Consider the following 26,729-nt stretch of genomic DNA (forward strand, 5'->3'; position numbering starts at 1 on the left):
AGCGTGTGTGATCAATCGCGATTTAGCGCTTGGACATTCTCGATATGGTTACCTCATGCAACGTCCAGCTGGCGCCTCGTGGAGGAAGATCGACATTCATGCTCACTCGCCTTCGTCCTTCGATTTTGGCGCTGAGGAAGGGCACCGTTCGGAGTCGACGGTGACCGTCGACGAATGGCTGCAGGCCTACATGGACGCGGGAATCGATGGCCTAGTTTTGGCAGATCACAACACTGGAGAAGGAATCGAGATTGCAAGGAGCCGACTTCAAGCGTTGAGGGAAACACGAGATCCAAGCTTCCGTGAGCTTGTCATCTTCTCAGGCGTTGAATTGACGGTCAATGACGGTTATCACCTGCTTGCCATTTTCGACGTCGATACCCCTTCCTCACGAGTCGATCGCCTCCTCGCGCGCTGCAATTTTCAAGGAAGTCCCGGCAGCAGCGATGCCACCTCCACTTTGAACTTTGAGCAGGCGGTTGGTGAGATCGTGCGTGACGGTGGCTTGGCGGTGCCGGCCCACGTCGAGACTCGCGGGTACCTCCAGATTGATGAGCGCAGCCGGAGACCAATCGTCGAGAGCGGCCACGTTGTCGCGGCCGAGGCGACGACGCCGGCCGGACTGCTAAAGGTACGGGGACTCAAATGGGTGGCGCTTCTGGGATCAGATGCACACCATTTGACCGGTGACGGTGCACCCGATGGTCTCGAAGCGAAATTCCCCGGCAGCCATTACTCATGGATCAAGATGGAGCATCCCAATCTCAGCGGCCTTAGGGTGGCGATTTCTGACGGTGACGACTCGGTACGCCTCTCGTCGGAAAGCGGGGACAATCCAAATACGTTTTCGCACAGCGTCATTACGCGGGTAGTCGTCATTAAGGATTCGGCCAGATTCGAGCAGGTATTCAGTCCGTGGATGCCCGCAATCATCGGTGGTCGAGGTGTTGGCAAGTCGACGATATTGGAACTGGTCCGCCTCGCGCTCGGTCGATTCGAGGAGTTGCCTAGCCGCCTTCAAGAGGATCAGTCATACTTTTCACCGGCTCCGGGGCGGACGGACGAGTCTCGCTTCTGGGGCAACTCCACGGAGATAGAGGTGCATTTCTCAAAGTTAGGACGCAAGTACAAAATCGCTTGGCGGGGGAGCGTCCCGGGCGCATCCACAATTTCGGTACTGAGTGAGGGCGCATGGGCGACTGAACCGGGATCTGCTACCGAAAGGTTCCCGGTTGTTATGTACAGCCAAAAGCAAATTTACGAGACTGCACAGCGTCCGCAAAGCCTGCTGCGGATGTTGGACCAGCAGCCAGATGTTGACTATCCGAGCTGGAACGAGCGCTTCGCGCAGTCCTGTAACGAGTACCGCACTCGAAGGTCTGAGATTTCGATGCTCGACGGTGTTATCGAAACTGAAGCGCGACTTCGTGGCGAGCTCGCTGACGCTGACGCTGAATTAGCTCAACTCAACGTGATCATAAATTCACCACTCATCAGCGAACTCGATGGCTTGGTGAAACAGGAACAAGCAACGATTGTGCAAGAACGGGCAGCTGTCCGTTTGGAGGTCGCGATTTCGGAGGCGCTATCAGATTTCGATTCCCTGCAGCCGGAGGAACCGTTGACGGAAAACTGGGCGCCCGTCGTCGCCAGAGTTGCAGCTGTTGAAGCGAGTGTCGCGGAGTCAAGGACGGCCTTGGCTCGACTCGTCTCGTCGCGCGAGACGTGGATCTTAGAGTCGGCAACTACACCTTCACCAAGCTCGGTGCGGGTTGAAGAGATTCGAACAACGCTGAGGCCACCGGACTCGGATGGGGAAGCTACAGAGACCGCCGAAGATCCTGCATCGCGTCGCGAGGTGCTCGCTGAGCGAAAGACTGCACTCGAGCAGTCGCTCCGAGAAGTCGAATCCGCACGAACCCGACAGGTTTCAGAGGTCGCGTTGGCGAAAGCGCTCTTGCTAGAGATCCGAACACATCGGGGAAACCTGACTTGGTCACGAAAGGCTGCCCTCTCGAAGCTGGAAAGCTCTGAGATCAAACTCGATCTGTACGCACAGGCCGACGAGGACTCTCTCGAAAGCGATCTACGGGTTCTCAGTAACAAGCCGACCCTATTCGACGCGATATACGCCAAAGGTTCGGGACTTCGCTCGGGTCTCGTTCATCCACAGCACAACGACTACCTGGCGTCGATCGACAAGCTGAAGGCTGCCCTCAAAGACCTTCGGACCAACGGAGCGGACTCGAGCTTCATTGGTTGGTTGGGAACAATCGAAGGTCGGTTCTTTCCTCATTTGGCCGCACTGGATGCGCACAATCTCGAAACTGAAATTGATCTCTGGTTCCCACAAGATCGGCTTCAGGTGCGCTACCGTGAGGCGCCGGGGGGCCCCTTTCAAAGCATCGACCAAGCCTCGCCCGGGCAAAAGACTGCCGCACTGTTGGCCGTGATCTTGAAGATGAGTAGTGACCCACTCATCTTGGACCAGCCGGAAGATGATCTCGACAACAAGTTAATTTCTGAGCTCGTGGTGAGTGCGTTGAAACAATCTAAAGTTTCGAGACAAGTGATTGTTGTGACTCACAACGCAAATGTTGTCGTGAATGCTGACGCGGAGTTGGTTTGTGTCATGGAACACGGCGCCAATGTTCCTCATCCATCGGCCATCGGATCAATTCAGTCTGACCTCGTCAGGGAGGCGATTTGTTTGATTATGGAAGGCGGCGAACCTGCCTTTGTCGCGCGATATAAGAAGCTTGTTCGCGCGTAGCCTTCCTGGGACACACTGCGATCTCCACGACGCGCGGAAGCTCGCACGCTCCCACTTATCGGGTTAGTGAATCAAATCGACAGCAGACCCCCATCGCCCCATGCCCGCCTAGAAACTCTGCACTACTAATCTGTGGTATGCCCTTCGTAGAAAAGCGGGCCCAGGATCGTCAATCAGGAATGAGCGCGAATCACGTGGTTGAAAACCCTTTATTGACCTTCGCGCGAGTGTTTGCATCACGAACCGTCGGGCGAGCGGAAGCGGACGTTCACTCCGCGATCGCGTCTTTTCTCACAGTTGCAGATCTGGGGCTGTTGGTTGGGGCTGTCGCCAAGCTTGAGGATCCGACTGCGGACGGAACTCGGCGCCGAATCGACATTTCATATGGTCGGCTAATTATCGAAGTGAAGAAGGACTTGACCGTCAAGAATGCGGTTGAGAATGCTGAACCGCAACTCGCGGGTTACTTGCAGAACAAGATGGACACCACAGGAGATGTTTTCGCTGGCATCATCACCGATGGTGTCCTGTGGCGGCTCTACGCTCTGCACCGTGACGGACTTGCGTTTGTCACTGAATTCAAACTTGCGCGCGGGGACCATGACTCTGTCGACCGGTTGCAAACTTGGCTAGACGCAATACTGCTCACAGGCCCTAAGCTCACAGCCACAAAACCGCGGATCATTGAGCGGCTCGGCTCCGGCTCGCCACGATTTCTCTTTGACCGGGCGCGTCTGGAAAAGCTTTATGAAGAAAACCGGCACAGCCCGGAAGTTTCCCTGAAGAAAGAACTGTGGGCTCGGCTTTTGCGCACAGCGCTGGGAACAGCATTCACTGACGACGAGAAACTTTTCCTCGACCACACCATGCTTGTTATCGAAGCAGAAGTCATCGCTCATTTGGTGGTTGGGCTTGAACCAGCTTCGCTGAGCGCCAAAGCTGTGCTGGCCGGCGACCAATTTCATACAGCGGGAATTACCAATGTGGTCGAGGCCGACTTCTTCGACTGGCCCGCCGAAGTCGATGGTGGCCCCGAGCTTGTGATGGACATTGTTCGAGAGATTAGCCAGTTCGAATGGTCACACGTGCAGCACGACGTTCTCAAAGCACTTTATGAGGCGGTCATTACCCCCGAGGTCCGAAAAAATTTGGGGGAGTATTACACCGAGGACTGGTTGGCCCAACGGATAGTTGACCTACAGGTCGACGATCCGTTGAACCAACGTGTAGCCGACGTGGCCTGTGGGTCGGGGACGTTCGTGTTTCATGCCGTCCGTCGGTACCTTGAAGCCACCGCGGCGGCCGGCATCCGGAACGCAGATGCAATTGACCAACTCCAGGACCGAGTGTTTGGCATGGACATCCACCCCGTGTCGGTCGTACTCGCACGTGTCACATACCTGTTGGCGATCGGTGCGGACAGGCTCCGCGACCGGCGCCGGCTAACGGTGCCCATCTACTTAGGCGACTCAATCCAGTGGGGCCGAGGCTCACGCGCTTTCGACGGCGACGTGATCAGCATCCCCGTCGACGCTGAAGACCTCGCTACCGTGGACACGGAAGCCTACGAAGCTCTCTTCACGGACAGTCAAGTGCTACGGATCCCCGTCTCCGCTATCAGCGATCCGGCGACTCTCGATCTTCTTGTCAGTGAACTGGCCACCCTCGCGCAGACGTATACCGACACCAGCGAAAAATATCCGCTCCTAAGTGACACGCTGACGCGATACGAAGTGACTGACGCAGCAGACCGAACGATTCTGACCGAGACCTTCCACACGCTCTGCGACCTGAACGCTGCCGGCCGTGACCACATCTGGGGTTACTTCGTGCGCAACCAGATTCGCCCCATCTGGTTATCGCGGCCAGATCGCCAACTCGATCGCCTGATCGGCAACCCCCCTTGGTTGTCTTACCGTTTCATGTCCGAGAGCATGCAGGCCCAGTTCAAGCTCATGAGCGAATCCCGCAACCTATGGGAGGGTGGCAAAGTTGCCACCCATCAAGATCTTGTTGGGCTCTTCATCGCCCGCACGGTCGAACAGTTCCTTCGACCAGGTGGAACCTTCGCTTTCGTCACACCCTTCGCTGTCCTCTCTCGGATGCAATACGCAGGATTCCGCGCCGGTAAATGGCTGCATAACGGGACCGACCAAGTGACGGCCAAGTTCAGCGAATCATGGGACCTCTCGGCAATCCGACCGGCGCTTTTCCCTGTTCCGTCAGCCGTCGTATTCGGGGTCAAGACAAACAATGATGCGACAGCCCTTCCCTCGAGCGTCCTAGAGCTGGCCGGACGCCATGACGAGCTATTTGAAACGCGCGCCTCGATTCAGCAGCTGACTGGCGAGGATACTTACCTGTCGCCCTACGCCACAGCACCAATTCAGGGCGCGACGATCGTGCCGCGTGTTCTCTTCATGGTTAATGAAGAGGAAGCCGGCCCGTTAGGTCGGCCGGCTGGGACCACCGCTGTCGTAAGTGCACGGTCGACGCTCGAGAAGAAGCCATGGTCCGAGGTCGAGACTTTCACCACCACAATTGAGTCAGAATTCGTACACCCCATACTCCTCGGGTCATCGATCGTCCCTCACCGCATCGCATGGCCAGCCCAGACCGTGCTTCCGGTACGAGCCGGTCGCTTGTTGAATGCGACCGAGATCCGCAAGCACGAGCTGCTCCACCAGAGATGGTCATTGCTCGGGTCAATGTGGAGCGACCGGAAGAAACAAGGCGCTATATCTCTTCTCGAGCAGGTCGACTGGCAAGGGAAACTTCACCGGCAGTTCCCCGCCCCGCCAATACGAGTCCTCTATTCGAGTTCAGGGAACAGGATTGCTGCAACCATCTGCAGCGACACTTCCGCCATCGTGGACAACACCCTGTACTGGCTGCCCGTTTCCTCCCGAGCGGAGGGGCACTTCCTCTGTGCGATCCTGAATAGTGGCGTCGTTGCTGAACGGATCGGGAAGCTACAGTCGCGAGGTCTGTTCGGTGCTCGCCACATACATATGATTCCGTGGCGTCTTCCGATACCTCGATACGATCCCGACCACGAAACTCATGCACTACTCGCGTCGCTCGGGGATGAAGCAACAAAGTTGGCCGCGTCTGTAGACCTCACCGCGACAACACGATTCACAGAAGGACGCGCCGCAGTTCGAAAGGCTCTTTCTGCCAGCGGCACCGCACTCTCCATCGATGAGGCGGTGACGACGCTGTTCGAGGTGGCTGTCCCGGTAAACTGACGCGTTAAGGCCGGGAGCCCAACGGAGAAGTGTCCAGCTTTATTTTGAGGAGTTCGAATGATTCGCTTCACTGATTTTTTGCCAGTGGCCGAACCTGAGCTGACGAAGGTGAAGTTCAATATCCGCGCGGGTATCGGCGGCGCGGAAGCATGGGACCTCCTCTTAGGAAGCGACCTTGACGAGTGGCTCAATATGACTCGCCACCGCGAAGCGGGGAGCACAAACAACAACCTGGATAGAGCTGAGTACGTCCTCTCGTTTGCGCAGTACTACCCTTACGGTCCCCAATATTTCATCTTCGGTGGGTTCTTTCGGGTGGAGAAGTCGATCCCCGAGGTGGACCACGGTTACGGCTACGACCTCGAGCAGCTCGATCGATACTCCGAATACATCAAACGGTTAATCATCAAGTTGGAGCGACCCGTCGGACGCGATGTTTATCTTCGTTGGTACGAGTCATTGCAGGGAAGCAAACTCAATCCGGAAATTTACGAGCTGGCATCCGATGTGAAGCTCGGAACCTTCTCCGGCTTCCAGAACGTTCGACTCCGCCACCACGAACTCCAGCGCATCATTGCCAACGATGAGCCGAGCTGGAAAGACGCCCTTTCGAGCGTTAAGGGTGTCTACGTCATCACAGACCTCAGCGACGGTCGGCTATACGTCGGGTCCGCGTCCGGCGAGGCAAGCGGGCTCTGGCAGAGATGGGCGGGCTACGCTCACCTTCGCAACCTGACGGGTGGCAATAAGGAACTTGTTCGCCTTCGAGCCGAAAAAGGCGACGCACATATAATCGAGAACTTCCAATATTCCATCCTGGAAATCTTCGATCCGAAGACGAAGGCCGAAGTAATTCTTAAGCGCGAATCCTTCTGGAAGCTCGCTCTAGATTCCGGCAAGCACGGAATGAATCACAACTGACGACGAAACCAAAATCGGCCGGTTATCCCTGTGGGTGCTCGGCCAGCAGATTGCTGGCGGCAGCTCGACTTACGCGAAGTGGGTCCGGCTTAGATTTCCAAAGTGGGTCCCAGTAACGCTGCCATCGTCCGTGGGGCGACGTGAGAGGCTTCCCTCATGGCTGATACGAAGCAGACGAAGACGATCGGTGAGCACGCCGTCGCCGCGGAGCTTGCGCGGCATGGGTGGGCACCGGCGTTGACGAGAGATGGCCTGGAACGAACTGACATCCTGGCAGTCGAGCTGTCTGGAAACCGGACCATGGTGGAGGTGCAAGTGAAGGCCGCTCGCGGCCGTGGGCACCGATTGTCTTGGCCCCTTGGAGAGAAGTCTCAGCAGCCAGCCCTCCACCCTCGAGAGTGGTTCGTGATGGTGGCAATCGACGAGCTAGTGACAGAGCCACTGCGCTTCTTCATCGTGCCGAGGGACCACGTCGCGGCCGCGGCATGGATCGAACACATGAACTGGCTAACCGAACCCGGGATAGCCCCCGGTGTAAGAAATGTCGGGCCTGAGCGATCCCGTGTGACGCTACCGACTTTCGCCCGCTACGAGAACGCCTGGTCGACACTCGGTGAACCTACCGACCAGGTTCCGATCTTGTTGCCGCCAAAGTTCCATGACTACGCCGAAGACGCCGCGCGGGTTGGGCTGCGACCTAATCACCCATGGAGCAAAGCCCTGCCGAGCTGGTAATAGCTCCACGTCGCTAGTGTTCTGCTAACCGGCGAGAGCTCGAGATCTTCTGTAGAACGTCGCTCGCGACATTCCGAGATCACGGGCAACCTGAGCGGCTGGGTCGCCGCCTTCGACGAGGCGGATGGCGCTGCGGATCTGGCTGTCGGTGACGCGTTGTGGGCGTCCGCCGAGATCCTTCCCGGCGTCGCGGCGCTTGCTGACGGAGTCGATGATCCGCTCGCGCTTGATATCGTGCTCCATCTGCGCGAGAGCCGCCATGATCGTGAAGAGCATCGATCCCATCGGGGTCGAGGTGTCCACGTCGCCACCGCCGAGGTTCAACGCGCGAAGGCCCGCGCCACGGTCGCGGAGCCCTTGAGCGAAGTCGAGCATGTTCTGCGTTGATCGGCCGAGCCTGTCCAGAGTTGTGATGACGAGGGTGTCTCCTGCTTCGAGCGCGGTGAGGGCGCGATCGAACTGCGGGCGGGAGGCACGAGCGCCTGAGACGCCCTGGTCGATGTAGAGATCATCGCGCCGGACGCCGGCGGCGAGCAGATCGGTTTCTTGCCGATCCGTCGATTGCGGCCCGGTCGATAGGCGCGCGTAACCGATCAGTTTCGTCACAACGCTCCAGGTGTCTCGTAACTAGCAGTGAGTACTGAAGGCGAATTCAGGTGGTGAGTGCAACGCCCTGAGTTCTAGTGGGTGTTGTCGATGGGTAGACCGTGGTCGCCGTTGAGTGTTCGGTTGGCGTTCTGGAAGGGAATGGATGAGGGGCTGCCAACGTCGGCCGCGGCGCGAGCCGCGGGGGTGTCGCGGGCGACCGCGTATCGGTGGCTCGGCGAAGATCGGCAAGTGCTGCCATCACCTTTTCAGAATTTCGCTGTCACTCGTCCCGGGTCTTTGTCGTTGCGGGAGCGGGAGGAGATCGGTTTCCAACTCGCCCGCGGCCAAGGCGTGCGGCAGATCGCGGTGGTGCTGGGCCGGGCGCCGTCGACGATCAGCCGCGAGGTGGCAAGGAACCGCGTCTATGACCGGTATGTCCCCTCGTTCGCGCAGGAGCAGACGTGGGCGCGAGCCCGCCGGCCGAGAGCCCGGAAGTTGGACGGGTTAGCGTTACGGGGACAGGTCATATCAATGCTCACCGAACGGTTCAGCCCCGAACAGGTCGCGGGCCGGTTGCGGCTCGAACATCCGGAGAATGTGGAGATGCAGGTGTCCCACGAGACGATCTACCAGGCCCTTTACGTGCAAGGCCGCGGCTCATTGCGCCTGGAAATCGCGACCGCTCTGCGATCTGGGCGTGCGCGGCGCCGCCCACAGAAACCGGACGGCCCACGTCCGGGACGGCTCAAGGGCATGGTCATGATCTCCGACCGGCCGCCCGAGATCGAAGACCGCGCTGTTCCCGGGCATTGGGAGGGAGATTTGATCATCGGCTCGACGTCGACCAAGTCGGCGATCGGGACCCTGGTCGAGCGGACAAGCGGTTTCGTGATGCTGCTGCATCTACCCGGGGATCACACCGCAGCCACTGTCTCCGCCGCGATGATCGAGGCGATGATCGAGGCGATGAACACTCTCCCGGAGCAGCTGCGCCAGTCGGTGACCTGGGACCAGGGACGAGAGATGGCCAAGCATCAACAGATCACGATGGCGACGGGGATGCCGATCTACTTCTGCGATCCGCACTCGCCCTGGCAACGGGGCAGCAACGAGAATACGAACGGGCTGCTGGAGTGGTCCCCGAAAGTTGGACACCTAATTTAGGGTTCCATCTTCAGGGAGTAGTCAGATGTACTTGAAAAGCACGTTGAGTCATTCCGACGCCGTTTCGGCGGTCGAAATGTTTGAGCAGGGGTTCACTGCGAAGTCGGTGGCCATGTCTCTTGACCTTGCCCGGTCTCCGGTCCAAATGTTGTATCAGCGATGGCAGCTACGAGGTTCGGGGGCATTGGTGACGAGAGGCCGAAAACAGTACGATTTCGAGATCAAGCTCGAAATTGTGCGCCGCCATGTCAGGGGTGAGTCCGGGAGGGCTCTGGCAGAGGAGTATGGCCTTCCGTCGCCCAATACCGTGGCGACCTGGACGGGCATCTATCGGCGTGACGGGGAAGATGGGCTCCTCCCGAAGCGGCGAGGCAGACCGCCAACCGATCATAGGGATTCCCCTCCGAAGTCCGAGATCGAGACGCTGCGGGTCGAGAACGAACGGCTTCGCGCTGAGGTCGCCTATTTGGGAAAATTGCGGGCCTTGAGGTCACAGGAACGACGCTGAAAGTTCAAGCTGTCGATGATCTCAAGGCGCACTACCCGTTACCTCTGTTGCCGCAGCTCGCGGACCTTCCCCGGTCGACGTTCTACGACCACCGGCGCAGGCTTAACCGCAGCGACACTCGGGCCGGTATCAAGGAAGCTATCCGTGGCGCATTCGAGGCGGCCAAGAGTGCCTACGGGCACCGGCGCGTCCGTGCTGTTCTGCTCCGACAGGGGTGGACGGTGTCTAAAAAGACGGTGCTCAAACTGATGCGCGAGCTTGGGTTGCAGTGCCCGGTGCGGCGGCGTAAACGGTACAACTCGTTCCGAGGCGAGGTCGGGGAGGCAGCCGACAACGTGTTGAACCGCCAGTTCGCCGCAGAATCCAGACACACAAAGTGGGTCACGGACGTGACCGAGTTCAACATCGGCGCTACCAAGGTCTACCTTTCGCCGGTCCTGGATCTCCACGACAATCGGATCATCTCTGCCACGGCGGGGCCCTCTCCGAGCGTGAAGATGGTCACCGACGGCCTCCGCACGGCAATAGACGCTCTCGGCCCCGGCGAGAAACCCCTCGTCCACTCCGACCAGGGATTCCAGTATCGCCACACCCTCTGGCGAGACACATTGCGCGGCGCCGGGCTCACCCAGTCGATGTCTCGCAAGGGCACGTGCCTGGATAACGCCGTCATGGAGGGATTCTTCAGTCATCTCAAGGAGGAATGGTTCCGCATCCAGAAACCCGAAACTCTCGACGAATTTCACGAAGGTCTCACTGACTACCTCCGATGGTGGAACACCACCCGAATTCAACAGCGGCTCGGCTACCTCAGCCCCGACGAGTACCGCGCCCAAACAACCGCCACCACATAGAGTTCCATTACCGAGTCCAACTTTCGGGGACCACTCCACTGCTGCGGCAGTACTTCCCGAAGGGCACCAACCTCTCCTTCCACGGGCCCGGGATCCTGGACAATGTTGCCGCGGAACTGAACGCCAGGCCACGCAAGCGCCACGGCTACCGCACTCCCGCAGAAGTCCTCGCCGAGCTACTCTCGAACCCAACAAATCAAAATGGTGTTGCGACCACCGCCTGAATTCGCCAAGCATCAAGTCCTGTGTGCGTTACGAAAGCTATAGGGGTTCGCTGCGATTTGTCGTCCAAAGCGAATCGGCTCCAGCACGTCTTACAACGTAAACTGCGGCCGCCGCCGCGCTGGACCCGAGATGGGTTAGGTCGGGGATGGTTGCGTCCTTTAACGTGGTGTATCGGATCCGGGCGAGCGTGTCGTCAGAGATGGCGACGGTCACCGCGTGATCCTTCGAGAAGAACCTTCTAAACCCATCTCGAAAGGAACTACGACGATGACCGTCGCACCCAGTATCGACCCTGCCCGCTTCATTGACGACCACCTCGAGCAGGCGTCCCCGGACTTGCTTCGGGACATGCTCACCACCTTCATCAATACCCTGCTGTCGGCGGATGCTGACGCGGTCTGCGGTGCCGCTTACGGCACCGTGTCGGACGATCGAATCAACCGGCGCAATGGTTACCGGCACCGTGACTTCGACACCCGCACGGGAACGATCGATGTCCAGATTCCGAAGTTGCGGCAGGGCACCTACTTCCCCGATTGGCTACTGGAGCGCCGCCGCCGCGCGGAACGGGCCCTGACCACGGTTGTGGCGACCTGCTACCTACTTGGCGTCTCGACCCGTCGGATGGAGAAACTGGTCGACTCCCTCGGGATCACCTCGTTGTCGAAATCACAGGTATCCGTGATGGCGAAAGAGCTCGACGAGCATGTCGCAGACTTCCGCACCAGGCCCCTGGACGCTGGCCCCTACACGTTCGTCGCCTGCGACGCCCTGACGATGAAAGTGCGCGAAGGAGGCCGAGTCGTGAACGTGTCAGTCATGGTCGCCACCGGCGTGAACAGTGACGGGCATCGCGAGATCCTGGGGCTGCAAGTCGCTTCCACCGAGGACGGGGCCGGCTGGTTAGCGTTCTTCCGCGACCTCACCGCGAGAGGACTCACCGGGGTGATGCTCGTCACCTCCGACGCCCACGCGGGACTTGTCGCAGCAACAGCAGCGACCTTGCCCGGAGCGTCCTGGCAACGATGCCGAACCCACTACGCCGCGAACCTGATGAGCACCGTCCCGAAGTCCTCCTGGCCCTGGGTGAAAACACTGCTGCACTCCGTCTATGACCAACCCGACGCGGACTCAGTCCACGCCCAATTCGACCGAGTCCTCGACGCTCTGGAACACAAACTGCCGAAAGCGTTCGCCCACCTCGACGCCGCCCGTGCCGACATCCTCGCGTTCACCGTGTTCCCGAAAGAGCTCTGGCGACAGATCTGGTCCAACAACCCCAACGAGCGCTTGAACCGCGAGATCCGACGCCGCACCGACGTCGTCGGGATATTCCCCAACCGTGACGCGATCATCCGCCTCGTTGGCGCTGTCCTCGCCGAGCAACACGACGAATGGGCGGAATCCCGCCGCTACCTCGGCCTCGACGCCCTCCAGAAATCACAGACCGCCGGCACCACCAACACCACCGAGGAGGCCACCCCAGACCTCGCCCTCACCGCCTGACCCACCGAAGGATCACACCGATTCAGATACACCACGCAAAAGGACTTGACCCACAGGACATCGACTATCTGCCCACATTTTGCCCACACTCGTGGGCAAACGAGCCAGATCAAGCATGGTCCCAATCACCCAAGAACCCCTTGTTTCCAGGAGTTTTGATCGATTTCAGTATGCTGTCAGGAGTTGCAGTGGGGTTCGAGTCCCTGTGGGGGCACCGGGTGGTTGGTGCTGCTGTCTCCCTGGCTCTGGGCGGTCCACATCCCGTCCAATACGGCCCACATCCGGACGATGTGACTTACGCTGGCGAACAACATGATGGGAACCGGTGGATCAGATGACCGACACTAGCCAAGGCCTCTCGCGGGTCATGCGCATCCTCAGCGCGATCATCCTCATTGCGGCTGGGGGTATTCATCTGCTTCTCGTCTTCGACGGCACCGGGGGAGTGCTCGGAGTGCTCTTCGTACTCAACGGAATCGCCGGGATCGTGCTCGGGGTCGGGATGCTCGCCCTCCGCAATGGACTGCTGCTGCTCACATCGGTTCTCGGGCTGCTATTTATCGCCGCGAGTTTTTTCGCACTCCTGCTCGCTCTGACCGTCGGGTTATTCGGTATTGCCGCGATCTGGAGCCTCTTCCTGGTGCCGCAGACCTTTGTGATCGAGGGCATCGGCATCATTGTGCTCGCCGTCACCGTTGCCCTCGTGGTGCGCGACCGCCGCGCGGCGTGACTCCGCCACTCGCTGTGCGACCAACCACAGGGCATCTCGACCGAACGACTCGATCAGAAGCGCAAGCGCAATAGCAACGCATACCGCGTTGACGACGGGCAGTACCGCGGTGATGGCGATGGACAGCGCTATGCCTTGCACCGCAGTGACGACCTTGCGCCAGTATCGGAATGGCAGTCGTCGACGCAGCCAGGGGAAAATCCATCCGGCGGCCACGAATGCGTACCTCATGAGCCCAATGGACAGCACCCAGATTCCCAGGGTCTGCGAGACGTAGGCGCTCAGCACGAGCAGAAGGAAGGCATCGACCTCCATATCGAACCGCGCACCGAGTTCGCTCGCGGATCCCGTGCGCCGGGCGACCCAGCCATCCACCGCGTCGAGCAGCAGGGTAGGCACGACCAGAGCGAGCACGATCCAGACTGGCACTGGCGCGAAGAACGATAAAACGACAATCCCGGTGATGACCCCCACCAGAGTAGACCGCGCCGCAGTAACCACATTGGCTTGCCCGAATCGGGTGCCCGGTCGTTTTCTCAGTGCACGCACGAGCAGGATGTTTGACGCTACGAGGTAGCTGAGCGCCGCAAGCAGGCTCACGAAAATTGCGCCGCCCACGGCTGTCACGGTCGATGCGAATTGAATCTGAGCCATCCCTCTCAGGAGTCTATGAGGGGACACTTGTTAACTGAGAAGGCCTTATTCAGAAACCGGCGTTCATGAAAGCGAGGAAAAATGCTCGAAGCAATCGCCTTCTGGATCGAAAAACCGGGGGTGGGAGCACTTCGCCTCGAGCACCTTCCGCCGATAAACGAGGGCGATGTGCTGGTGAACACTCTCTTCACCGGCGTGAGTCGCGGTACCGAGGCATCTGTCTTCGGCGGGCACGTGCCGGACAGCGAACGCGAACGTATGCGCGCCCCGTTCCAGGCGGGCGACTTCCCTGGGCCGGTCAAGTACGGCTACCTCAATATTGGGGTGGTGGACACTGGTCCCGACTCTCTCGTGGGATCTACGGTCTTCACGCTCTATCCCCACCAGTCTGCGTTTGTTGTGCCAGCCACCGCGGTCACGCCAGTGCCTCACGACATCCCGCCGCGGCGTGCGGTTCTTGCCGGTGCCGTCGAAACGGCTATCAACGTGCTCTGGGATGCCGCCCCGATGCTCGGCGACCGAATCTCAGTCGTTGGTGCGGGGATGATCGGATGCTGCGTGGCACGCCTCGCACGCGGCATCCCGGGTGTCTCCGTCACGCTCGTCGACGTTGACCCGGCACGGAAAGTGGTCGCCGACCAGCTCGGCGTGAGCTTCTCAGACGCGGCACATGCACCGGCGGACCGGGACATCGTGATCAACACGAGCGGCTCCGGCTCCGGGCTGCAGCTCGCTCTCGAGACGGTGGTGACCGACGGCACGGTGATCGAGGCGAGCTGGTACGGGGATCGCCAGGCAACGCTGATGCTCGGTGCAGACTTCCACTCGCGACGATTGACGATTCGATCCAGTCAGGTCGGAGCTGTCGCGCCGTCGCGACGAGGATCCCGCACCACTCACGACCGGCTCCTGCTTGCTCTCGAACTCCTGCGCGACCCCGCCTTCGATGCGCTGCTCACGGGCGAATCCTCATGGCGTGCTCTGCCCGAGGTGATGGCGAGCCTCGCCGACGGATCGCGGACTGACCTGTGCCACACGATCGACTGGAGAGACGCCGCATGACATTCACGGTAACCGTTCGAGACCACATGATGATCGCCCACAGCTTTGCCGGTGAATCCTTTGGGCCCGCACAGCGGCTCCACGGAGCCACGTTCATCGTCGATGCCACCTTCGGCGCAGCAGCCCTCGATGCGTCAGGTGTCGTGATCGACATCGGTCGAGCGGCCGAAATCCTCGGCGAGATCACCGGATCGCTCACCTATCGCAACCTTGACGACGAGCCCGACTTGCAGGGCAGCAACACGACCACCGAAGTGCTCTGCCAAGTGATCGCTGACCGGCTCGCCGAACGGGTGCACGACGGAACTCTGGGGGCCGGCCAGCAGCTGCAATCACTCCTCGTCACGCTGCATGAATCCCATATCGCGTGGGCGAGCTATTCGAGATCACTGTGAGTGAAGCAGCCACCGTCAGTGAAGCAGCCACCGCGGTTCATTTCGTCGTCCCCGACGCGATCGACGATCCGCAGAGGGTGAGCGGTGGCAACACCTATGACCGGCATGTGCGCGACGGACTTCGCAGCGCCGGCTGGGACGTGCGGATGGTTCCGATCGTGGAGGGCGGGCTACTCGCGGCGCAGGTGCTGGCAGAGCTGCCCGATGGTGCCCTGGTCTTCATCGATGGACTCATCGCCGTGCGCGAATCAGTCGCCCTCGCAGTGCAGTCGCCGAGGCTGCGGATGATCGTTCTCGCGCACATGGTCGAATCAGCCGCTCTGACGTGGGCAGATCGTGTCATTGCGACGAGTGAGTGGACTCGCTCCGAGCTCATTTCGCGCATCCTCGTGCGCCCTGAAGATATTGTCACCGCCCATCCGGGGACCGATCCGGCGACGATGACGGAGGTGTCACCGGCCGGTGGCCGACTGCTGTGCGTCGGAGTCGTCGCACCGCACAAAGGTCAAGACGTTCTCATTGCTTCGCTGACGCACCTCACGGGGGTGAGCGACTGGACCTGCACATTCGTGGGATCCGTCACGACAGCACCGGATTTTGTGGCCGACCTGAGGCGCACCGTGCGAGATGCGCAATTGGCGACGAGAGTGAATTTCGCTGGCACGCTCGAGGGCGCGGCGCTGGATGCGGCATACGGGCGCGCGGACCTCGTCGTTGTGCCGTCGCGCTCGGAGAGTTTCGGCATGGTCATCGCCGAGGCGTTGGCGCGGGGCATCCCGGTGATTGCGTCCCGCGTTGGTGGCATACCCGAGGCAGTGTCGAGCAGCGGTGCGGCAATGTTGGTTGCCGCAGACGATGCCGAAGCGCTGGAAGCCGCATTGCGCGAATGGTGGGTGAGTGAAGCGGTTCGAACCGAACTTACCGCTGCCGCGGTGGAGGCCAGAGCCACTGTCAGATCATGGCGTTCGACCGTGTCGAGAATCGAATCGGTGCTCCATGAGGTGTCGCATAGCAGAGACGTGTCGCAAAGCGCAGACGTGTCGCACAGCAGAACGGCGGTGTGGGCATGAGTGAAATCCTCGAGACCAGTGGTGACTGGCTCGACCTGCGTGAGCCGGAAGACGCGGTGGCCCGATCGCTGGACCTCGCCCGTGCCGCCGCCGCACTGCTCACCGAAGGCCCGGTCGTAGTGCATGACCTCGGCAGCGGAACCGGTTCGATGATGCGGTGGCTCGCACCTCTTCTTCCGGGACCGCAGAGCTGGTTTCTGCACGATTGGAGCTCGCTTCTGACCGGGCAGGCCATCACACAGGCGCGTCCATCCGACCGTGACAACGCCGAAATCTCCGTCTTCGGCCGCACCGGGAATCTCGTCGACCTGAGCGCGGAAGACCTGGCCGGGGCATCTCTCGTTACCGCATCGGCACTTCTCGATGTGCTCACGTCGCCGGAGATCCACACCATCGTCGGCGCGTGCATCGCAGCCAGGGCTCCCGCGCTGTTCTTGCTCAGTGTGACCGGTGGCGTGCACTTCGACCCGGCAGACGAGCGTGACGCGGCGTTCGAGAGCGCCTTCAACGCGCATCAATTGCGTGACGCGAATGGACGACGCCAGCTGGGCCGGTACGGCGCACCGATTGCCAGCGGACTCTTCGCCGAGGCCGGCTGGCAGGTGTGCAAGACCACCACCCAGTGGCGGCTCGACCACCACCAGTCCGGGCTGCTGGGCGAATGGTTCTGCGGGTGGGTCGATGCTGCCGTGGAACAGGACCCCCAGTTGCGCACCGAAGCCGACCGCTACCGCCGAGATCGCTTGGCCCAGATCGAACTGGGAGAACAGGGCGAACTGGGGGGACTGAGCGTTCTCGTCGATCATGTGGATGTTCTGGCCTGGCCGAGTCCATGACGCCCGCAGAACCCTCACGCCTGCGCGCGGCACTGCGATCGCGCTGGCTTCGCGTGACCATTCGATTGGTCGTCGGCCTTGCAGCGCTGCTCACAGTGATTGCGTATGTGGGAACCGGGCCGCTGCTCACGGGCATCCTCAGCATCGATGCAGGCACAATCGCTGCGGCCCTTGCGCTTTCCGCAGTCGCCACAGCTGCCGCAGCATGGCGCTGGTGCGTCATCGCCACTCGGCTCGGGCTCGACCTCTCCTGGGCAACCGCGTTTGGCCGGTACTACCAGTCCCAATTTCTGAACACGGTCATCCCGGGTGGGATCGTGGGGGATGTGCACCGCGCGGTCGGGCACGGCCAGAGCGCCGGGAACATCACGCAGAGTGCTCGCGCGGTCGTGATCGAGCGCACCGCCGGCCAACTTGTGCAGATATCCCTCTCGCTGATAATTTTCCTCTTTGTCGGTGCACAGTTCGTCGGGTTACTCCTCGCGGGTGTCGCGGTCGTGCTCGGCATCATCGTGGTCACACTTGCGGTAGCAGTACTGCCCTACCCGCGCGGGAGAGCCGCCGTGATGCGGGAAGTGCGAGAGCTGCATGCGGGTCTCGGATCGACACGCGCACTGGCCCAGGTCTCTGTCGCGTCGGTCATCGTGATCTCCTGCCATGTGGCGACCTTTGCCATTGCGACGGCGGCCATTGGAGTGACCGTGTCTGGCAGCCAACTGCTCGTGCTCGCACTGCTGGTTCTGCTCGGAGCATCGATTCCATTCAGCATCGGCGGATGGGGCCCCCGCGAGGGGATTGCCGGCTGGTCTTTCGCCGTGGCCGGGCTCGGCGCTTCGGCCGGGGTCGCGGCATCCGCACTGTTTGGAGTTTTGACCATCATCGCCGTCGCACCCGGTGCAGTCATGACGCTGGTCTCGGTGATCCGGAGGCGCGCCTCTGACCGCTTGGAGGCGAGGCCGGTGCTCGTCACACCAGACCTGGAGACGTCACCGTGAGCGAGCTGCCTTACGTCACTCTGAGTAGTGCAACTTCTCTCGACGGATATCTCGATACGGCGGATCCCCCGCGCCTTACGCTGTCCAATAAAGAGGACAGCGACCGGGTCGACGGTGTGCGCGCGCACAGTGATGCGATTCTGGTTGGCGCACGCACCGTGCGGCGGGATAACCCGCGCTTACTGGTGCGGAGCCCCGCGCACCGGACGCGGCGAGAGGCCGCGGGGCTGCCACACTCGCCGTGGAAAGTGACGGTGACCACCACAGGCGATCTTGATCCGCGCGCGGCATTTTTCACGACCGGCGAGATACCGAAACTCGTGTATTGCCCAACCTCGGCAGCGGCACGCATCCGTCAGAACCTCGGTGACTCAGCGCTGGTTGTCGGCCTCGGCGCCGAAGTCGAGATGCGCGAGCTCGTCGCTGACCTGGCGGATCGTGGCATTCGCGAGCTGATGGTCGAGGGAGGGGCGACCGTGCACACCCAGTTCTTGGCTGCGAATCTTGCCGATGAACTTCATTTGGTTGTGGCGCCACTGTTCGTTGGCGACTCCCGGGCCCCGCGTTTCGTCGGTGATGCCGCGTTCCCGTGGGCTGGCGACCGTCGTGCCACTCTCGCCGACGTGCGGCAGATCGGGGATGTTGTGCTGATGCGGTACGCGCTTTCGACCCGATTCGCGGCCCATGATGCCGCACACACGCCGTGGCACAGTGGGCCGCCGGTGGGAATTGGAATACCGTGACCGCATTTTTTACCCGGGGCCCGCGCACCGACCGTCTGCGAGCGGTGCGAGCATCGATGCGAACTCCGGTGCGTGTCGCGAGCTCCGCTGTGATCGTTTTGCTCGGCGTAAACGCTCCAGGTGTCATCAGTTCCGGATCCGCGCTCGCGCTGCTGCGGGTGCCACTGGAAGCGATTCTCGCGCTGGTGATTCTCGCAGTGTTGCCCTGGACTCCCGTCCGTCGGATCGTTGCAAGCCTCGCTGCTCTGGTCTTCATCGCCACCATCCTCGGTGCCGCACTCGATCGTGGGTTCGTTTTGGCCGTGGGTCAACCGTTCAACGTGGTCACCGGTTGGCCGGATTTGGCCAGTGCGTATGGCGTAATGAGCGACTCGACCGGAGCCGCGGTTGCGCCCGTGATCGTTGGGCTCCTCGGGATCGCCGCTGCTGTCGTCGCTCTCGTCCTCACTCGAGCGCTGCTCCAGCTTGCTGCGGTCATCCGTCAGCGAGCGCGCATAACCCGCATCGGGGCAAGCGCCGTCGCGGCGGCCTGGATCGTGCTGGCGCTGGTCGGCGTCCAGATCGTGCCAGGGCAACCGGTCGCTGCGGCAGATACCGTGCGCATGACCGTGACGAAGGCCGATCAGGTGACGACCGCGGTGGCAGAGCAGGCGGCATTTGAGCGCGCGGCTGCAACGGATGCTTTCGCGGACGTGCCAGCATCCGATCTTCTTGGCGGGCTGAAGGGCAAAGACGTGATCGTCGCGTTCGTCGAAAGCTACGGCCAGGTCGCCGTGCAAAACACGGCGTTCTCGAAGGGTGTCAACGACGTGCTCGTGAAGGGAACCGCGGATCTGGCCGCGCACGGCTACTCACAACGCAGTGCCTTTCTCACCTCATCCACGTTCGGGGGAATCAGCTGGCTCGCGCATTCCACCCTCCAAACCGGTCTCTGGATCGACTCGCAACACAAGTACGACCAGGTGACCTCGGGGAACAGACTCACCCTGAGCTCGGCGTTCAAGAAAGCGGGCTGGCGCACGGTGAGCGTCGTCCCCTCGAACGATCGACCTTGGCCAGTCGGCAAATCTTTTTATCACTATGACGCCGAGATCAACTCAACGAACATGGGATACCGGGGCCCGAGATTCAGCTACGCGCGGGTTCCGGACCAATTCACGTTGGCCCACGTGCAGAAAACCGAACTTGCTCAACCACACCGACCGCTGATGGCGGAGATCGACTTCGTGTCATCGCACACACCGTGGACCCCCCTGCCCAATGAGGTGCCCTGGGACTCGATTGGGGACGGCGCGATCTATGACCCGCAGCCCGCGCAGGGGCTGGCACCGAGCGAGGTGTGGCAGAGCGCACAGCGCGTGCAGCAGCTCTACGGCCGATCCATTGAGTATTCGATGAGCACCCTGTTTTCTTTCCTCACGACGTACGACAACCCCAATCTGGTTCTGGTTGTGCTCGGCGACCACCAGCCAGCTGCGGTGGTCAGCGGGGCGGACGCCAACCACGTCGTGCCCATCAGCGTCATCTCCAAAGATCCTGCGGTCATCGATCGGATTTCGTCGTGGGCGTGGGATCCCGGGATGCTTCCCTCGCCGAACGCGCCGCTGTGGCGGATGGATGAATTCCGCGATCGTTTTCTCACGGCTTTCCAGCGGTAGCAGGCCCCCAAACATTCACCTGTCCCTCAGCCCCCGGACACCCGATTGCGGATCGGTAAAAAGCCGAGGGTGAGAAAGTCTTCGCATGAGGATCGCGATAGTCGCTGAGACCTACCTTCCCCTCGTCAATGGAGTCACGCATTCGCTGCAGCGCGTACTCGAGCATCTCGTCCGTCGGGGCGACGAAGTGCTGGTTATCGCCCCGTCGGCAGTCGGGGCAAACGACCTCGACACCGGTGACGGCGTGCGGGTCGTGCGCCTGCCATCCGTCTCTGTCGCCGGATATTCCGATATCCGGCTCGCCGTCGGTGGAGTCTCGCGAGTGCGTCGCCTCCTCGCTGACTTCGCACCGGATGTCGTTCACCTCGCGTCTCCGTTCGAGCTCGGGCGCCGAGCAATGCGGGCCGCCGATCAACTGGACATACCGACCGTGGCGGTCTATCAAACGGATGTGCCCGGGTACCTCGGAAAGTACGGTCTTGCGTTTCTCGAAGCGTGGGCCTGGCAGCGGGTCATCGCAATCCACCAGTGCGCAACCCGCACTCTCGCACCATCTCTTTCTGCCGCGCGGCAGCTGGAACTCCACGGCATCCCGAGAGTCGAACTGTGGGGCCGCGGAGTCGATACGACGCGCTTTCACCCGGGCAAGCGAAGCGCCGCATTCCGTGCTGAGGTGGCGCCGAACGGAGAACTGCTGATCGGCTATGTCGGCCGCCTCGCCGTCGAGAAGCAGGTGGAAGATCTCGCCGCGCTCGCCGGAATCGGCGATACCCGGCTGGTGATCGTCGGTGACGGACCCGAGCGCGAGACGCTCGAAGCCCTGCTGCCGGAGGCATACTTCACCGGACTCCTGGGTGGCGAAGAGCTCGCGATCGCGCTCGCCACCGTCGATCTCTTGGTGCACCCCGGTGAATTGGAGACTTTTTGCCAAACGATCCAGGAGGCGATGGCATCCGGAGTGCCGGTGGTCGCGACTGCGCGGGGCGGACCGGTTGATCTCGTCGACTCCTCGCGCACCGGATGGTTGCACACCCCTGGCGATCTCGGGCAACTTCGGCGACACGTCATGGATCTGATCGGGGATGACGCGAAACGGGCGGCATTCGGTGAGGCCGCCTTCGAGAGCGTGCAGGGGCGCACCTGGCCCGTAGTCTGCGAGTTGCTCATCCACCACTTCGAGTGCGCGATCACCCAGCACGCGCTGCTTCTGCGGCGGTGACGAGGACCGCCGCAACACCGGGCGCGAGCTGGGGTATTGTGGCCACCGGATGACACCTCGTCGGCTCGTGCTGGAGTGGAAGGAGAGCGCCGGTGACTGAGTTCGCGGATCTGATCTTTACGATCGCGCGGTCACCGTGGGCACTTGTCGCACTCGTGGGATTGCTTGTCGTCGACGGATTCTTCCCCCTTGTTCCGGGAGAAACGATGGTGGTCACTCTCGCGGCCCTCGGCGCGTCCGGCCACGGGCCTGAGCCCGTCATTGTGCTGCTGGTGGCGATCGCCGCGACGATGGTCGGAGACGGAATCGCCTTTCTGATCGGTCGTTCGGTTCATCCGACGCGGTGGGTCTGGATGCGCGGAACGAGGGCGCAGCGCGGTCTGGAATGGGCATCCGCCCGCATCGAGCACAATCCCGGTGTCATCCTCGTCGGCGCGAAGTTTCTGCCTTTCGTTCGCGTGGCGGTGACGATGACAGCGGGGGCGAGTGCCCTCCCCGTGAAGAGGTACCTCGTCTACTCATTCTTCGCCGCGACCCTGTACACCGGATACCACGTTGCCGTCGCGATACTGGCGGGAGGGCTGTTCGCCGCCAATCCGTTTCTCGCCCTGGCGGCGTCCATCGCGTTCGGGGTGCTGTCCGGGGCAGTGATCGGTGGTGTCCACCGGCTGGTGACCCTGCGGAGGGCGCGAACGTCCAGATGAACGCAAACGGGCAAGTGACGCGTGTCCTAGGCTGGTAAACGGTCTCGAGAGCGAGCGTCGCGACCCAGGCCAGCCCTGTCTGGAGCGGCCTGCGACCGCCCAGGGATACCCACATGTACAGAACCATCTACGCGTCCGCCCTCCAGCGATCTGATGCCGGAAGCGACGTCACGCTCGCCGGCTGGGTGGCCCGGATCCGCAATCACGGTGGGGTGGTGTTCATCGATCTGCGCGACTCATCCGGCATCGCCCAGGTTACTTTTCGCGACGCCCAGGTGGCCACAGCCGATAGTCTGCGGGTCGAGTCGTGCGTGAAGATCACCGGCGTCGTGCGCGAGCGTCCCGAGGGCAACGTGAACGAGGCAATCGCCTCGGGTGAGGTAGAGATCGAAGCCACCGTGCTCACCGTGCTCGCGGCAAGTGATGTGCTGCCGTTCCAACTTGACGATGAACCGGGCGAGGAGACTCGCCTGGCCTACCGCTATCTCGACCTGCGTCGGGAGTCGGCCGCGTATCCGCTCAAGCTGCGCTCCAAGGTGTCTGCCGCGGTGCGCAACGTGCTCGTCGACCGCGATTTCGTGGAGGTGGAGACTCCCACCCTGACCCACTCCACCCCGGAGGGGGCTCGCGACTTTCTCGTGCCGGCCCGCCTCAAGCCCGGCGCGTTCTATGCCCTTCCGCAAAGCCCGCAGCTATTCAAGCAACTGCTGATGGTCGGTGGCTTCGAGCGCTACTTCCAGATCGCCCGCTGCTACCGTGACGAGGATTTTCGTGCCGACCGCCAGCCCGAATTCACCCAGCTCGATGTGGAGATGAGCTTCGTCGAACAGGATGATGTCATCGCGCTCGCCGAGGAGCTGCTCTCGGCGATGTGGAGCACGATCGGGGTCACGCTGACCACTCCCATCGCTCGGATGACCTACGCCGAGGCGATGCGGCGCTACGGATCCGATAAGCCAGACCTTCGATTCGCACTGGAGCTTGTCGAGTGCACCGACTACTTTGCCGGCACCGACTTCGGCGTATTCTGTGCGCCATATGTGGGCGCAGTGGTCATGCCCGGCGGTGCGGACCAGCCCCGACGCACCCTCGACGCCTGGCAGGAGTGGGCGAAGCAGCGCGGCGCGAAGGGTCTCGCCTACGTGCTTGTCGGCGAAGATGGCGAGTTGCGTGGCCCGGTGGGCAAAAACCTCTCGGATGCGGAGCGGGACGGCCTCGCCGCCCACACCGGGGCGAAACCGGGCGACTGCATCTTCTTCGCGGCGGGAGCGGTCAAGTCATCCCGCGGACTGCTCGGTGCTCTTCGTGGTGAGATCGCTGCACGCCTCGACCTGATCGATACGACAGCCTGGGCCTTCACCTGGATCGTCGATGCCCCACTGTTCGAGCCGGCCGGTGAGGCCGTTGCCAGTGGTGATGTCGCGGTCGGCGCTGGTGCGTGGACGGCGGTACACCATGCTTTCACCTCACCGAAGGACGAGTTTCTCGACAGCTTCGACACCCATCCGGAATCCGCGCTGTCCTGGGCCTACGACATCGTCTGCAACGGCAACGAGATCGGCGGCGGCAGCATCCGCATCAACACTCGTGAGCTGCAGGAACGTGTCTTCGCGGTCATGGGGATCTCGCCGGAAGAGGCACAGGAGAAGTTCGGATTTCTGCTGCAGGCCTTTGCGTTCGGAGCGCCTCCGCACGGCGGTTTCGCCATGGGCTTCGACCGCGTCGTGGCGTTGCTTGCTGGCACGGAATCGATCCGCGACGTGATCGCCTTCCCCAAGTCGGGCGGCGGCAACGATCCGCTCACCGGCGCGCCAGCCGAGCTCGAGCCTTCCCAGCAGACTGAGCTGTACCGCACGCTCGGCGTGCGCGCCGTAGCGAGGGGCTGAGGGCGTGAACGGGGTAGTTGGCGTCAACTGGGCTGGCAACACCGTATTCGGTGCGGCGGAGCTGCGCACTCCCGAAACAGTGGAACAGCTGCAGGAGCTGGTGAGTGCGCGCCCGCGGATCCGCGCCCTCGGAACGCGCCACTCGTTCAACGATCTCGCTGATAGCTCCGGCACTCTCGTGTCGCTGGTCGATCGCGCCCCGGAGCCGCGTCTCGATACCGAGCGGATGACCGTTTCGGTGGCCGCCGGCACCCGGTACGGGGTGCTTGCCAGCTGGCTGCACGCGCGGGGATACGCCCTGCACAACATGGGATCCCTCCCGCACATCTCGGTTGCCGGTGCGATCGCGACCGGCACCCATGGCTCCGGAAATGCCCTCGGAACCCTGTCGACCGCGGTGGCCGGGCTGCAGCTGGTCTCCGGTCAGGGGGAGCTGCTCGAGATCGACCGCACCCATCCCGAGTTCACCGGAATGGTTGTCTCACTCGGAGCGCTCGGCATCGTCACGCGCGTGACGCTCGACATCCAGCCGACGTTCGACGTGCGCCAGGATGTCTACGAAGGCCTGCCCTGGGATATCGCGCTCACCGAGTTCGAGGCCATCACATCGAGTGCGTATAGCGTGAGCCTGTTCACCGACTGGCTCGGCGACACCATTCAGGGCGCATGGTTCAAGACCCGGCTGGCAGCAGGTGAAACTGGATCGATGCCGCCGAGCATGTTCGGTGCGACGGCGGCGACCACAGAGACATCGCTGGTGGAGGGCGAGGACAACACCACGGTACAGGGCGGCATCCCCGGCCCGTGGTCGGAACGCCTGCCGCACTTTCGGCTCGATTCGACGCCGAGTAACGGGGATGAGCTGCAGACCGAGTACTTCGTGGATCGCCGCCAGGCCCCCGACGCGTTGGCTGCTGTTCGTGCGCTCGGCGCGTCCATTGCTCCGCACCTGCTGATTACCGAACTGCGCACAATGGCGGCGGATGAGCTGTGGCTCAGTCCCGCGACGGGACGCCCGAGCCTCACCATCCACTTCACCTGGAAGAACGAGCCCGCAGCGGTCGCCAGGCTCGTGCCACAGATTCAGGCTGCTCTGGAACCGTTTAGCGCTCGTCCGCACTGGGGCAAGGTGAACACGATGACCGCGGCGGAGATCGCGCCGCTCTACCCGAGGCTTCCCGAGTTCGCAGCGCTGTGCGAGCGGATGGATCCGCAGCATCGGTTCCGTAACAGCTATCTCGAGCGGGTGCTTGGGCTGGCCGACTGATGTGCGCTCCCACCGTGCCACAGCCGAGCGGGCCTGGCGTGCTGGTGATTGGGGAGTCACTCATGGATATCGTGCACTCGCCGACCGGCACCGACGAGCATGCGGGCGGATCGCCGATGAACGTCGCCGTCGGTCTCGCGCGTCTCGGCTGTCCGGTGCAGCTGCTCACCCGGATCGGAACGGACGCTCGCGGCGCCGTCATCGCCGACTACCTGGCGTCGGTCGGTGTGCCCCTCGTCCCCGGCTCGATCGTGGCGGGCCGCACCTCCACCGCCCGTGCCACCGTCGATAGCGACGGATCGGCGAGCTACGAGTTTCTGATCGACTGGTCACTCGATACGGTCGCGGAGCTGCCCGAGAGTTCGATCATGCACGCGGGTTCGATCATGCAGACGGGTTCGATCGTGCACACGGGTTCGATCGCCGCGTTTTTGGAGCCGGGGGCATCCCAGCTCGAGACCATGCTGCGCGCTGCCGTTGGGCGTCACGCGATCGTCACCTTCGACCCCAACATCCGCCCCTCGATCATCGGCTCGAAAGCGCTCTCCCTGGCTGTGGTGGAGCGATTGGCTGCTCTGGCAACGGTGGTGAAGGTGAGTGATGAAGACGCGGCCTGGCTGTTCGGGGAGCTCACTGCCGACAGGGTGGCCGACCGACTGCTCGCGCTCGGGGCGACCCTGGCGATCGTCACACTCGGGGCATCTGGGGCACTGTTGGCAACCGCGCGGCACCGGGTGCGGCTGCCGGGCCGCACGGTTGCCGTCGCTGACACGATTGGTGCCGGTGATTCTTTTATGAGTGCGGTTGTGCAGAAACTCTTCACACTGCTGCTGTCGCGAACGGATGCTGCAGCCCTCACCGACGGCAGTGCGCTCGACGAGTCTGTGCTGCGCGACATCGGGGAATTCGCCGTCTCCTGCGCGGCAATCACCGTCTCGCGTATCGGATCGAATCCGCCAACACTGGCCGAAGCGCTCGCGTAGACCCC

22 protein-coding genes and 1 pseudogene are annotated in these 26,729 nt (G+C 62.0%); 21 read left to right on the plus strand and 2 right to left on the minus strand.

Features of this window, described 5'->3' with window-relative positions:
* The first annotated feature begins 55 nt into the window (after positions 1 to 55).
* The 4 genes from IWX88_RS05050 (at position 56) to IWX88_RS05065 (ending at position 7,677) form a co-directional block, all read left to right on the plus strand.
* The gene (locus IWX88_RS05050) at positions 56 to 2,773 is read left to right on the plus strand and encodes a TrlF family AAA-like ATPase (RefSeq protein WP_196827946.1); all 2,718 of its coding nucleotides are present in this window, start codon (positions 56 to 58) and stop codon (positions 2,771 to 2,773) included.
* A gap of 404 nt (positions 2,774 to 3,177) precedes the next feature.
* Positions 3,178 to 6,021 (plus strand): N-6 DNA methylase, encoded by a 2,844-nt coding sequence (locus tag IWX88_RS05055; RefSeq protein ID WP_196827949.1) that lies wholly within the window; start codon positions 3,178 to 3,180, stop codon positions 6,019 to 6,021.
* 57 nt (positions 6,022 to 6,078) lie between these two features.
* Entirely contained in the window at positions 6,079 to 6,942 is an 864-nt protein-coding gene (locus tag IWX88_RS05060) for a GIY-YIG nuclease family protein (RefSeq protein WP_196827951.1), read from the plus strand.
* 156 nt (positions 6,943 to 7,098) lie between these two features.
* Positions 7,099 to 7,677 (plus strand): hypothetical protein, encoded by a 579-nt coding sequence (locus IWX88_RS05065; protein ID WP_196827953.1) that lies wholly within the window; start codon positions 7,099 to 7,101, stop codon positions 7,675 to 7,677.
* Positions 7,678 to 7,701: 24 nt separating this feature from the next.
* Here IWX88_RS05065 and IWX88_RS05070 read toward each other — a convergent pair whose 3' ends face one another.
* Entirely contained in the window at positions 7,702 to 8,283 is a 582-nt protein-coding gene (locus IWX88_RS05070; protein WP_196827955.1) for a recombinase family protein, read from the minus strand.
* A gap of 141 nt (positions 8,284 to 8,424) precedes the next feature.
* Here IWX88_RS05070 and IWX88_RS05075 point away from each other — a divergent pair, with 141 nt between their 5' ends.
* From IWX88_RS05075 to IWX88_RS05085, 5 genes and pseudogenes are all read left to right on the plus strand, one after another.
* Positions 8,425 to 9,429, plus strand: coding sequence for an IS30 family transposase (locus tag IWX88_RS05075; protein WP_196827957.1), 1,005 nt, complete (start codon positions 8,425 to 8,427; stop codon positions 9,427 to 9,429).
* Between the two features lie 145 nt (positions 9,430 to 9,574).
* Positions 9,575 to 9,937, plus strand: coding sequence for a transposase (locus IWX88_RS14175; RefSeq protein WP_370568242.1), 363 nt, complete (start codon positions 9,575 to 9,577; stop codon positions 9,935 to 9,937).
* Positions 9,934 to 10,791: an IS3 family transposase gene (locus tag IWX88_RS05080; protein WP_255525913.1), complete on the plus strand. Its 858-nt coding sequence runs from the start codon at positions 9,934 to 9,936 to the stop codon at positions 10,789 to 10,791. The genes IWX88_RS14175 and IWX88_RS05080 overlap by 4 nt, the downstream gene beginning before the upstream one ends.
* Before the next feature lie 29 nt (positions 10,792 to 10,820).
* Positions 10,821 to 11,015 (plus strand): annotated as a pseudogene (locus tag IWX88_RS13775) (IS30 family transposase); the annotation flags it as partial.
* Positions 11,016 to 11,283: 268 nt separating this feature from the next.
* The gene (locus IWX88_RS05085; RefSeq protein ID WP_196827960.1) at positions 11,284 to 12,522 is read left to right on the plus strand and encodes an IS256 family transposase; all 1,239 of its coding nucleotides are present in this window, start codon (positions 11,284 to 11,286) and stop codon (positions 12,520 to 12,522) included.
* A gap of 604 nt (positions 12,523 to 13,126) precedes the next feature.
* Here IWX88_RS05085 and IWX88_RS14180 read toward each other — a convergent pair.
* Positions 13,127 to 13,906 (minus strand): CDP-alcohol phosphatidyltransferase family protein, encoded by a 780-nt coding sequence (locus tag IWX88_RS14180; RefSeq protein WP_196827962.1) that lies wholly within the window; start codon positions 13,904 to 13,906, stop codon positions 13,127 to 13,129.
* Between the two features lie 81 nt (positions 13,907 to 13,987).
* On the opposite strand from IWX88_RS14180, the gene IWX88_RS05095 reads away from it, so the two are divergent.
* The 12 genes from IWX88_RS05095 to IWX88_RS05150 all read left to right on the plus strand — a co-directional run bounded on the left by IWX88_RS05095 (position 13,988) and on the right by IWX88_RS05150 (position 26,724).
* Positions 13,988 to 14,968 (plus strand): zinc-binding alcohol dehydrogenase, encoded by a 981-nt coding sequence (locus tag IWX88_RS05095; RefSeq protein WP_196827964.1) that lies wholly within the window; start codon positions 13,988 to 13,990, stop codon positions 14,966 to 14,968.
* On the plus strand, positions 14,965 to 15,363 hold the full coding sequence (locus tag IWX88_RS05100) for a 6-carboxytetrahydropterin synthase (RefSeq protein ID WP_196827966.1): 399 nt from the start codon (positions 14,965 to 14,967) through the stop codon (positions 15,361 to 15,363). The genes IWX88_RS05095 and IWX88_RS05100 overlap by 4 nt, the downstream gene beginning before the upstream one ends.
* Positions 15,360 to 16,433, plus strand: coding sequence for a glycosyltransferase family 4 protein (locus IWX88_RS14185; RefSeq protein ID WP_196827968.1), 1,074 nt, complete (start codon positions 15,360 to 15,362; stop codon positions 16,431 to 16,433). Before IWX88_RS05100 ends, IWX88_RS14185 begins: the two co-directional genes overlap by 4 nt.
* Positions 16,430 to 17,269, plus strand: coding sequence for an SAM-dependent methyltransferase (locus IWX88_RS05110; RefSeq protein ID WP_196827970.1), 840 nt, complete (start codon positions 16,430 to 16,432; stop codon positions 17,267 to 17,269). Before IWX88_RS14185 ends, IWX88_RS05110 begins: the two co-directional genes overlap by 4 nt.
* A complete protein-coding gene (locus IWX88_RS05115) occupies positions 17,266 to 18,264 on the plus strand; it encodes a lysylphosphatidylglycerol synthase transmembrane domain-containing protein (RefSeq protein WP_196827972.1) in 999 nt (332 codons plus the stop codon). Before IWX88_RS05110 ends, IWX88_RS05115 begins: the two co-directional genes overlap by 4 nt.
* A complete protein-coding gene (locus IWX88_RS05120) occupies positions 18,261 to 19,007 on the plus strand; it encodes a RibD family protein (protein ID WP_196827974.1) in 747 nt (248 codons plus the stop codon). The genes IWX88_RS05115 and IWX88_RS05120 overlap by 4 nt, the downstream gene beginning before the upstream one ends.
* Positions 19,004 to 20,665 carry a CDP-alcohol phosphatidyltransferase gene (locus IWX88_RS05125; RefSeq protein WP_196827976.1) on the plus strand — a complete coding sequence of 554 codons (1,662 nt, stop codon included), beginning with the start codon at positions 19,004 to 19,006 and terminating at the stop codon, positions 20,663 to 20,665. The genes IWX88_RS05120 and IWX88_RS05125 overlap by 4 nt, the downstream gene beginning before the upstream one ends.
* An 85-nt stretch (positions 20,666 to 20,750) precedes the next feature.
* Positions 20,751 to 21,884 carry a glycosyltransferase family 1 protein gene (locus IWX88_RS05130; protein WP_196827978.1) on the plus strand — a complete coding sequence of 378 codons (1,134 nt, stop codon included), beginning with the start codon at positions 20,751 to 20,753 and terminating at the stop codon, positions 21,882 to 21,884.
* Positions 21,885 to 21,976: 92 nt separating this feature from the next.
* Positions 21,977 to 22,588, plus strand: coding sequence for a VTT domain-containing protein (locus IWX88_RS05135; RefSeq protein ID WP_196827980.1), 612 nt, complete (start codon positions 21,977 to 21,979; stop codon positions 22,586 to 22,588).
* Positions 22,589 to 22,701: 113 nt separating this feature from the next.
* The gene (gene aspS, locus IWX88_RS05140; protein WP_196827982.1) at positions 22,702 to 24,474 is read left to right on the plus strand and encodes an aspartate--tRNA ligase; all 1,773 of its coding nucleotides are present in this window, start codon (positions 22,702 to 22,704) and stop codon (positions 24,472 to 24,474) included.
* Between the two features lie 4 nt (positions 24,475 to 24,478).
* The gene (locus IWX88_RS05145) at positions 24,479 to 25,741 is read left to right on the plus strand and encodes a D-arabinono-1,4-lactone oxidase (protein ID WP_196827984.1); all 1,263 of its coding nucleotides are present in this window, start codon (positions 24,479 to 24,481) and stop codon (positions 25,739 to 25,741) included.
* Positions 25,741 to 26,724, plus strand: a complete 984-nt coding sequence (locus tag IWX88_RS05150) for a carbohydrate kinase (RefSeq protein WP_196827986.1) — start codon at positions 25,741 to 25,743, stop codon at positions 26,722 to 26,724. The genes IWX88_RS05145 and IWX88_RS05150 overlap by 1 nt, the downstream gene beginning before the upstream one ends.
* The last annotated feature ends 5 nt before the right edge of the window (positions 26,725 to 26,729 follow it).

It is taken from the genome of Frigoribacterium sp. CG_9.8 (genome assembly GCF_015751965.1).
In the GTDB taxonomy this organism is placed as follows: domain Bacteria; phylum Actinomycetota; class Actinomycetes; order Actinomycetales; family Microbacteriaceae; genus Lacisediminihabitans.

Bases quoted from the DNA above. Each gene is read 5' to 3' on its own strand.
- IWX88_RS05050 (WP_196827946.1), top strand. From the start codon at position 56: ATGCAACGTCCAGCTGGCGCCTCGTGGAGGAAGATCGACATTCATGCT.
- IWX88_RS05060 (WP_196827951.1), top strand. From the start codon at position 6,079: ATGATTCGCTTCACTGATTTTTTGCCAGTGGCCGAACCTGAGCTGACG.
- IWX88_RS05065 (WP_196827953.1), top strand. From the start codon at position 7,099: ATGGCTGATACGAAGCAGACGAAGACGATCGGTGAGCACGCCGTCGCC.
- IWX88_RS05075 (WP_196827957.1), top strand. From the start codon at position 8,425: ATGGATGAGGGGCTGCCAACGTCGGCCGCGGCGCGAGCCGCGGGGGTG.
- IWX88_RS14175 (WP_370568242.1), top strand. From the start codon at position 9,575: ATGTTGTATCAGCGATGGCAGCTACGAGGTTCGGGGGCATTGGTGACG.
- IWX88_RS05085 (WP_196827960.1), top strand. From the start codon at position 11,284: ATGACCGTCGCACCCAGTATCGACCCTGCCCGCTTCATTGACGACCAC.
- IWX88_RS14180 (WP_196827962.1), bottom strand. From the start codon at position 13,906: ATGGCTCAGATTCAATTCGCATCGACCGTGACAGCCGTGGGCGGCGCA.
- IWX88_RS05095 (WP_196827964.1), top strand. From the start codon at position 13,988: ATGCTCGAAGCAATCGCCTTCTGGATCGAAAAACCGGGGGTGGGAGCA.
- IWX88_RS05100 (WP_196827966.1), top strand. From the start codon at position 14,965: ATGACATTCACGGTAACCGTTCGAGACCACATGATGATCGCCCACAGC.
- IWX88_RS05110 (WP_196827970.1), top strand. From the start codon at position 16,430: ATGAGTGAAATCCTCGAGACCAGTGGTGACTGGCTCGACCTGCGTGAG.
- IWX88_RS05115 (WP_196827972.1), top strand. From the start codon at position 17,266: ATGACGCCCGCAGAACCCTCACGCCTGCGCGCGGCACTGCGATCGCGC.
- IWX88_RS05130 (WP_196827978.1), top strand. From the start codon at position 20,751: ATGAGGATCGCGATAGTCGCTGAGACCTACCTTCCCCTCGTCAATGGA.
- aspS (WP_196827982.1), top strand. From the start codon at position 22,702: ATGTACAGAACCATCTACGCGTCCGCCCTCCAGCGATCTGATGCCGGA.
- IWX88_RS05150 (WP_196827986.1), top strand. From the start codon at position 25,741: ATGTGCGCTCCCACCGTGCCACAGCCGAGCGGGCCTGGCGTGCTGGTG.